3 protein-coding genes are annotated in these 3,160 nt (G+C 31.9%); all 3 read left to right on the top strand.

Annotated features, from left to right (window positions below):
- On the top strand, window positions 1–1,831 hold a 1,831-nt coding region (locus QVZ41_RS14485; RefSeq protein WP_302885362.1), incomplete at its 5' end, for an RHS repeat-associated core domain-containing protein.
- A gap of 2 nt (window positions 1,832–1,833) precedes the next feature.
- Window positions 1,834–2,169 carry a hypothetical protein gene (locus tag QVZ41_RS14480; RefSeq protein WP_302885361.1) on the top strand — a complete coding sequence of 112 codons (336 nt, stop codon included), beginning with the start codon at window positions 1,834–1,836 and terminating at the stop codon, window positions 2,167–2,169.
- The gene (locus tag QVZ41_RS14475) at window positions 2,157–2,756 is read left to right on the top strand and encodes a hypothetical protein (RefSeq protein WP_302885360.1); all 600 of its coding nucleotides are present in this window, start codon (window positions 2,157–2,159) and stop codon (window positions 2,754–2,756) included. Before QVZ41_RS14480 ends, QVZ41_RS14475 begins: the two co-directional genes overlap by 13 nt.
- Window positions 2,757–3,160 lie beyond the last annotated feature (404 nt).

Below are 3,160 nucleotides of genomic sequence, written 5' to 3'. Positions count from 1 at the left end.
TTCTTATGCGCCTAATAGTAATAAGCTAATTAAGGTTACTGATACTGGTTATGATACTAACGATACCCAAGGTTTTAAAGACGGTACCAATACTGGTAATGATTATGACTATGATGACAATGGGAATATGACTCAAGACTTAAACAAAGGCATTGCTAGCATAGGTTATAATCACCTAAATTTACCTGATAATGTACAATTTAGTCCAGATGATAGAATTGAATATGTTTACGATGCTTTAGGTAATAAAATAAGAAAAAGTGTTTTGAGATATGGTTCCCCAACAGTAGTAACAGATTATGCAGGGAATTATGTATATAAAGACGGTTTATTGAAGTTTTTTAACCATGCAGAGGGGTTTGTAGATACCGAAAATGGGTATGATTATGTTTATCAATACAAAGACCATTTAGGGAATGTAAGGTTGAGTTATAATTCAATTAGAGAGACAATTTTTACTGATGGTTTTGAAAGTATCACAAATTGGGATAAGAGTATTAATTCCTTTGGTTGGAGTATAACAGCTATAGATACTAGTAAAAAGAAAACTGGAAATTATTCAGGAAGAATAGATGATAATTACCCTACCAATTGGGAAAAGTATGTTTACAGTGATACTTGGACACCAATAAATAATTCAGAAGACACATATTATACTGTATCAGGGTGGATATTTATAGAAAATATAGCCAATAATGATGCTGAAATATATTTATCCTCTAGAGAAACAGGAGAAACGGGATTTCCTAGTGGTCATTATAGGACAAAAATTACTACGCAAGGGAGTTGGCAATTTGTATCTAATACATTCTTAATTCCTAAAGAAGTAAGAGAACTTAATGTAAGAATAGATAATAACAAAGCTGGTAAAGTTTGGTTTGATGATGTAAAAATTGTTAAAGAAACCAATGGACTTGAAATATTAGAAGAAAACAACTACTATCCCTTTGGGCTTAAACACAAAGGTTATAATGATGCCGTAAATTCTAGTAACTTAGCCCTTAAGAAAAAGTTTGGTGGAAAAGAATTACAGGATGAGAATATATTAGGAAATCAACTAAATTGGTACGATATTAGCGCTAGAAATTATGATCCTGCTCTTGGTAGGTGGATGAATTTAGATCCTCTTGCTGAAAAAGGAAGAAGACATTCTCCATACAATTACGCGTTTGATAACCCAATACGTTTTGTAGATTATGATGGAATGTGGCCTGAATGGGGCGGTGTTTTAGATGCTGTACAAACAGGATTAGATGTAGCGGGTATGATTCCAGGGGTTGGAAATATAGCAGATGCTGCTAATGCAACTATATCTGGAGGAAGAGCAGTATATGCTCTTGCTACAGGAGATATGGATGGTGCAAAAGAGCATGGTGCTAATTTAGCTATGTCATTAGCCGCAGCTGTTCCTGGAGCTGGTTTGGCTGCTGGGGGTGCTAAGTTGGGTAAGAAATTTGCTAAAGTAGCTGGTAAAGCAGATGATGTTGTGGAGGCAACTATGAAAACCGCTAATACTACCAAGAAATCTGTCAAGGCTATAGGTCCTGCGGGTGATGCTGGCGGAACAGTAATGAAACAACTTCCTGAAAACATGCAGAAAAATTTAAAAACAACGACAAATAAACAAGGAACCATTTATAAAGACCCAAAAAATCCAGGAGGTAATAATGTGAGAACACAAACAGGAAACCCTAATAGTTCTTTTCCTGCCCAACAAAAACCTTATACAAAACAAGTTAAGAATGGTAAAATGATTGATAAGAATGGTAGTGAGGTTAAACCTGATTCAGATGCAGCTCATCAACCAACAAAAGATTTTAAATATCAATAATTATGGATAAAAGATGGGAGGAGAATATTTATTATATGATTAAATGTTTTTCGGATTATGATAGGCAAAAAAGGGTTTGGTTAGGTCAAGACAATAACCATACATCCTCTTTCGATGAAGATATTAGTCTTCTTTTTGATAGCTATTGTTTTGAAGATTTTATCTTAGAATTAAAAAAAGATGAGAAAAATAAATGCCCTGTTGATGAGCTAGTTGTGTTTGAAAAGATGCTAGATACATATGAATCTAAGTTTTCGGATAAAGAAATATTAGAAGATTTTAAATGGGTGGAAATTGTAAATCAAGCAAAAGAGGTAATTAAAAAATGGAATCAATAAGAGTATTAGTTTTAGCTCTCCTAATAATAGGACAATCTATCAGAGCAAATGAGAATAAAATAGAAATTAGAAATCAATTATCGCATGAATCTATTTATTCAGGAAATTCAATAAATAGAGCTTTGGGTAAATTAAATCTTTTAGGCGGTAAATTAATAATTGATTTACCAGAAGGTTTTGGTTTGATGAGTGCAGAAATGTTAGCCGTAAAATATCCATCAAGTAATAGACCTACTTTGGTTTATACAAACGAAAATGGAACTATCAACTTTGTTTTTAATCATACCAAAAATGCCATACCAAAAGATAAATTACCAGAATTGTTACCTGCTTTTGTAGGACAATTTAGTTCTATTTATCCACAAATAAAATGGTATAAAAACGAGATGCAAAAAGTCAATGGAAAAGATTTTATTGTACTAGAGTTTATGACCCCTGCAACAGATTCAAAAATCTATAATATCATGTATATTACAGTTTTAGAAGGTAGAATGCTAATGTGTACATTTAATTGTTTGGAGTCTCAAAAAAGTGAATGGGAAACCAAAGCTAAAGCATCTTTAAACTCAGTTACAATAAACGAATAATTTGTAGTATCATAAATAGAAAACAACAAAACCACTTTTTAATAGAAGTGGTTTTGTTGTTTTAAATAATATATTGAATTTTCATTTTAGGTTATAAAAGCATCAATTACAGAAAATTAATTATTGTTATTTGTTTTACTATTCACTGAATCTTATTCAAATTCCCCAACACAACAACACTTATCATTCCTAAGGAAAAACCTTAGTTTTTGTATCGTTTTTAGATTTACACAAAACCTTTCTCTTTCGCTATGTCAACTAGATATTTGTCTCCTCTTTTATCGACGTTAAAAAGGTCTTTTAGATTTCTTTTTCGTCTTTCAATACCTGCCAATGATAAATTGATTCTTTTAGGTAAGTCTTTCATTTTAACACCCGTAGATAAATGGTATAAAATCTCTCTA

It is taken from the genome of Wenyingzhuangia gilva (assembly GCF_030519655.1).
GTDB lineage: Bacteria > Bacteroidota > Bacteroidia > Flavobacteriales > Flavobacteriaceae > Wenyingzhuangia > Wenyingzhuangia gilva.
This window is presented reverse-complemented; position numbering and strand designations above follow the sequence as displayed.

What these genes read in the sequence shown, in the direction of transcription:
- QVZ41_RS14480 (WP_302885361.1), top strand. Translation starts at nt 1,834, where the DNA reads ATGGATAAAAGATGGGAGGAGAATATTTATTATATGATTAAATGTTTT.
- QVZ41_RS14475 (WP_302885360.1), top strand. Translation starts at nt 2,157, where the DNA reads ATGGAATCAATAAGAGTATTAGTTTTAGCTCTCCTAATAATAGGACAA.